The organism is Virgibacillus carmonensis, from assembly GCF_057836705.1.
The window spans coordinates 1-4,579 of the sequence record NZ_JBYQFJ010000061.1; the positions used below are offsets into that span (position 1 = coordinate 1).

The window sequence follows — 4,579 nt, forward strand, 5'->3', positions numbered from 1 at the left end:
ATGATCGGAACCATTTTTAAGTTATTTTTGGCTAGTTATGTCCCAGCCTCTTTTTCACGTCTTTTATGGCATTTTTAAAAGATGGATTTTTCATATTCTTAATCGAATTTTAATATATATGGAGAAATATTGAAAGGTGGGGGTATGACTTGATAATAAGAAGGGCAACGGTGGCCGATGCTGAAGGGATAGCTAAAGTACACGTAGATTGTTGGAGAACCACATATAAGGATATAATTTCCGATAAGCTTTTAAAGAACCTCTCATATGAACAAAGAACAAAGTTATGGGTGAATAATATTTCCAAAGAGAATTATTCTGTGTTTGTTGCAGAAAATGAAGACGGGTTTATTATCGGATTTACAAGTGGAGGTAGTGTAAAATCGGGAGAATACCAAGAATATGACGGTGATGTAACTTCTATTTATATTTTGAAAGAGTTTCAAGGATTAGGGATAGGGAAAAAATTATTGAAAAGACTCTTTACTGAATTTAAGAGTTTAAACTTCCATTCAGCTATCGTTAAAGTATTAAAGGAAAATGGTTCTTGCCACTTTTATGAGGCAATGGGAGCTAAAAGAACAGATAGTACATTCATCAAAATAGCTGCTGATAAATTGCCGTTATTGGTTTATGGATGGGAAGATATCAGCATATAAAAACTAGACTTTTTTTGTTTCGCTAACGAACATTACTATTGATTTTTAAGAAGGATGTAAATATCTTCAACTAACGGTAGATTAGCTGAGCATTCTTTCGTTAAAGGGGCGTTTTGTGGAATACCGCTGTCTGGTTTGAGCAGCGTGGTGAGAATTTTGACAACCGTTGTCTTCCCCCCCCCATTGGAGCCGAGCAGGGAAAAGATTTCGCTGCGGCGCGCCTCGAAATCCACTCCCTTTGGGACTCCCGTGGTCTTGAAGGATTTTTTTAAGTCCTTTAGTTGTAATCAAGGAAAGTATAAGTTTTGGCGTTTATCTGTCTAGCTCCAGCGTCTAGACATTCGAGACATAAGCAGTTCGCTTCCGCGCGAGGAAACCCATCCACACTGCACCGCTCTGCTTATGCTTGTCGTGCCTTTCAAGGTGCCCTGAGCTTTTCTTAAATTGTGATGTCTTTCATTTTCCCCTTCCGAATTTGTTCATCATGTCGCGGTTTAATTTTTTGCGAAAGTTATCGGTCCACTTTTTCGTGTCGCGCAAAAACTCGTCGCAGAACCCGACAACATCTTTGCCCGTCACGTCGAGAACTTGCTTGCCGTCCGCCGCGCTTGCTTCAAATAACTCTATCAATTCGTGCTGCGTTTTCAACATGTCAGAGCCGTCTCCTCCCGCGAAACTCCACATGTATCCCTGGATTTTTTCAAATACGAACCGATAGTCTTCAGGCAGCGCTTCTACCCTTGCCATTTGCTCCCTATACTCTTTTTTGTCCCCAATCATTTTTTTGATAAGCTCCAGCATCGTTATTGCCCCTCCTTATTAAACTTTTCCATAACCTCTTTGTTTAGTTTTTCTTGTAGCTTTTCAGTATTGGTAACCGACGCGCGCATAAACTCATCACTAAACTCACCGACGTCACTGCCTATGACATCAAGAACCTGCTTGCCCTCTGCCGCGCTCACTTCAAATAACTCCACTAAGTCCGTAAACATACTCAAGTCTGTAAATATCGTCAAATCACCGCTAGGGGGGCCAACGCTAAACATATAATGTTGAATTTTGCGAAATGCAAACCGATAATCTTTCGGCAGGGAGTCAACCCTCTTCATCATTTGTTTATAGGCCCGTTTATCTTCCATGTCGCCTATTATCAATTTTATAATAGAATCAAGCATTGTTACTGTTCCTCCTTTAATTGGTTGATTTTCAACGCAACAAATTCCCATCTTTCCCAGAACCTCTGCAGCTCCTCACGCCCCGCGTCGTTGAGCCCGAAAAACTTTCGCGGCGGTCCCTTGTCAGAGGGCTTTTTTGTGATCTCTACCAGCTTGCTTTTTTCAAGCCTAATCAGGATGGTGTACACCGTTCCCTCCACAACATCTGTGAAGCCGAGGGCGTTCAGCCGCCGCGTGATTTCGTAGCCGTAGGTTTCTTTGTGGCTTATAATTTCAAGGACGCAGCCTTCAAGCACGCCTTTGAACATTGCCGTTAGGTTTTCCAGCACAATCACCTCCTTGCTATTCTGTATGACTGATATTCAGTATTACTTACTACTGGTATATAGTGACACGTATTAGTCAGTTTGTCAATAGCGAACATTAACTGTTATAGCTATACATAGAAATATTAAATTTAAATATGATCGTGGAAATGTATTCCATCCTGTTTCTGCATCATTTCTAATGTCTGATTTTAAAGAGAAGCGTCCATCTTGCATATCAGGGACAGTTTGTAGAGTAACCAAGATTTCTATTTTAGAGTATTTGAATAGTAAGTTTTTGAAATGCAGTTATGTTAAAATTAATGAACCAGAGTTTGTGAAAGATTGATCTTAAACTATAGCAGCAGTTTAGTTTAAGCAGATAAAAAGGGTAAAGGGGATAACATAATGCTAACAGAAAAAGTTCATATTGCTGTGCCAACGGCTTTTTTTGAAGATGAATCTTTAAATACTCAAGGGACAATAAGCCATATAAGAGACCTGTATAAACAAGGAGTAAAATCTGTTCTTGTCTCTGGAACTACTGGAGAACAGCATAGTTTAAACCTTCAAGAAAAAATTGAAATAATAAACGGTTTAGAACTGGAAGAAGAACTCATTAGTAATATGGAAATTATATTTGGTGTGGCTTCAATTAGACAAAAAGAGGCAGAGGAATTAGCTGAAAAGATTCGACACACAAAAATATCCGGTATCATGCTTGGGTATCCACCGTATGTTATACCGACACAAGAAGAAGCATTCGTTTATACAAAGAGGATTATGGGCCTTAGTAATAAACCTACAATTTTATATAACAATCCAAAAAGAACTGGATTTGATTTATCAGAGAAGAGTATTATTCAATTAAGTAAGATAGATTTAGTGGTTGGAATAAAAGATGCTGGCAATAATGAAAAAGTTGAACGAATAAAAAACGGTATGCATAAAAATGATTTATATTTTTATGCTGGTGGAGAAGTGGATTTAGAAGAAAAAGTATTACATGGATATGATTGCCTTTCTTCCATTGCTGGGAATGTTTCTCCGACAGAAATTAGTCAATGGTTTCAAAAAATGCTTATGAAGCAAAAAGTAAGTAAACAAGAAAGCGAAAAAATAGAAAATATGATGGAACAAGTTTATCAAGGAAACGCTATTGTGAATCTGAAAAAAATCATTAATCGTAAGGGTATTCCAATGGGGATTTGCAGGAGTCCAATAGGGAATATTTAATTAGATAGTGAACTATTTTAGACTGATTACTAAAATGTTTATATCATCATGTAACATGTAGGTTGCGATTTCTTTCCTCACTCAATGTTTTTCAACTTGTTTATATAGACTTTCCGGCTTGCCATCGGGTTTATACGAAAGGGCTTGGGTAGAATCGAGCTTTAAGGTATTAATTTTTTCTATAATGACTACTAAAGAGCTTTAATTTTAAGTAAATAGGGGAGTGCAATATGGAAAATAACGTTTTTGAACAGATGGCAAAAAGATATGATACAGTAGAAAGAATGGAATTAGCTAAGGTTATAGTTGAGGAAGTAAGACCCGAATTACGAAATAGTAAATCAAAATCTTTAATAGACTATGGGAGTGGTACTGGTCTAATTAGTTTAGAATTAGCAGATTTTGTGGATTCTATTTTGTTGGTAGATTCATCAGAACAAATGCTGGAGGTTGCGAAAGCTAAAATTTCTCACAAAGGGATGACCAACTCAAAAGTACTTTATTCGGATTTCACTCAAGAAACTCCTGAACTTAAGGCAGATATAGTTTTACTGTCACTAGTCCTTCTTCATATTCCGGATACTAACAAGATTTTACAACAATTATTCAACATTTTAAATAGCGGTGGCAAGCTAATTATTATTGATTTTGACAAAAACGATCAAATAAATCATCCGAAAGTTCATAATGGTTTTTCACATGAAGAACTGCAAAAAAGATTATCCGAAGTTGGATTCAAATCAAATGAAATTAAGACATTCTATCATGGAAATCGTATTTTTATGAATCAAGATGCCTCAATGTTTATATCCAGTAGTATAAAGTGATTTCTTGTAATAAAGAAGGAAATTGAAAATGGAGAATGGAGAATTCATTGGGGGAAAACTAAATACCACTAGAAGTCCAATAGCTATTTATACAGCTATTCACAAAGGTAAATGACACGCAGTAAATATGAAAACTTTTAGAGCTTATTTAAATAATTATTTTTTAAAAACTAATAGTTATCTATTAGTTTATTTTTTTGATAATAAACTCAACTTTCACAGACTGAAATAAGTAGATGAACCCTGAAATAGTTGAATAAGTCCGCATCCATTGTTGTAGTTGACACAAAATCTGTAAACTGCGACGTAACTAAAAATCATGTCAGTTCCCTGCGACCGCTGCGGAAAAACACTACGCGCACCTTAGGGCTTGCGCT

Annotated in this window: 6 protein-coding genes and 1 pseudogene; 3 read left to right on the top strand and 4 right to left on the bottom strand. The window is 36.7% G+C overall.

Going from position 1 to position 4,579, the window contains the following annotated elements; all coding sequences use genetic code 11:
* Window positions 1-170 precede the first annotated feature (170 nt).
* On the top strand, window positions 171-659 hold the full coding sequence (locus AC3G7N_RS20275) for a GNAT family N-acetyltransferase (RefSeq protein ID WP_489423978.1): 489 nt from the start codon (window positions 171-173) through the stop codon (window positions 657-659).
* 122 nt (window positions 660-781) lie between these two features.
* On the opposite strand, the pseudogene AC3G7N_RS20280 reads toward AC3G7N_RS20275, so the two are convergent.
* From AC3G7N_RS20280 to AC3G7N_RS20295, 4 genes and pseudogenes are all read right to left on the bottom strand, one after another.
* A pseudogene (locus tag AC3G7N_RS20280) lies at window positions 782-946 on the bottom strand (ATP-binding cassette domain-containing protein); the annotation flags it as partial.
* Between the two features lie 169 nt (window positions 947-1,115).
* Complete coding sequence (locus tag AC3G7N_RS20285; protein WP_489423979.1) at window positions 1,116-1,460, bottom strand: DUF1048 domain-containing protein; 345 nt, start codon at window positions 1,458-1,460, stop codon at window positions 1,116-1,118.
* A gap of 2 nt (window positions 1,461-1,462) precedes the next feature.
* Window positions 1,463-1,834, bottom strand: a complete 372-nt coding sequence (locus AC3G7N_RS20290; protein WP_489423980.1) for a DUF1048 domain-containing protein — start codon at window positions 1,832-1,834, stop codon at window positions 1,463-1,465.
* Window positions 1,835-1,836: 2 nt separating this feature from the next.
* Window positions 1,837-2,142, bottom strand: coding sequence for a PadR family transcriptional regulator (locus AC3G7N_RS20295; RefSeq protein ID WP_489423983.1), 306 nt, complete (start codon window positions 2,140-2,142; stop codon window positions 1,837-1,839).
* Window positions 2,143-2,547: 405 nt separating this feature from the next.
* Between AC3G7N_RS20295 and AC3G7N_RS20300 the strand changes: the two genes are divergently transcribed.
* Together AC3G7N_RS20300 and AC3G7N_RS20305 are read left to right on the top strand one after the other, a co-directional pair.
* Window positions 2,548-3,375, top strand: a complete 828-nt coding sequence (locus tag AC3G7N_RS20300; RefSeq protein ID WP_489423981.1) for a dihydrodipicolinate synthase family protein — start codon at window positions 2,548-2,550, stop codon at window positions 3,373-3,375.
* Between the two features lie 230 nt (window positions 3,376-3,605).
* Window positions 3,606-4,202: a class I SAM-dependent DNA methyltransferase gene (locus tag AC3G7N_RS20305; RefSeq protein WP_489423982.1), complete on the top strand. Its 597-nt coding sequence runs from the start codon at window positions 3,606-3,608 to the stop codon at window positions 4,200-4,202.
* Window positions 4,203-4,579: the final 377 nt, after the last annotated feature.

Bases quoted from the DNA above. Each gene is read 5' to 3' on its own strand.
- AC3G7N_RS20285 (WP_489423979.1), bottom strand. From the start codon at position 1,460: ATGCTGGAGCTTATCAAAAAAATGATTGGGGACAAAAAAGAGTATAGG.
- AC3G7N_RS20290 (WP_489423980.1), bottom strand. From the start codon at position 1,834: ATGCTTGATTCTATTATAAAATTGATAATAGGCGACATGGAAGATAAA.
- AC3G7N_RS20295 (WP_489423983.1), bottom strand. From the start codon at position 2,142: ATGTTCAAAGGCGTGCTTGAAGGCTGCGTCCTTGAAATTATAAGCCAC.
- AC3G7N_RS20300 (WP_489423981.1), top strand. From the start codon at position 2,548: ATGCTAACAGAAAAAGTTCATATTGCTGTGCCAACGGCTTTTTTTGAA.
- AC3G7N_RS20305 (WP_489423982.1), top strand. From the start codon at position 3,606: ATGGAAAATAACGTTTTTGAACAGATGGCAAAAAGATATGATACAGTA.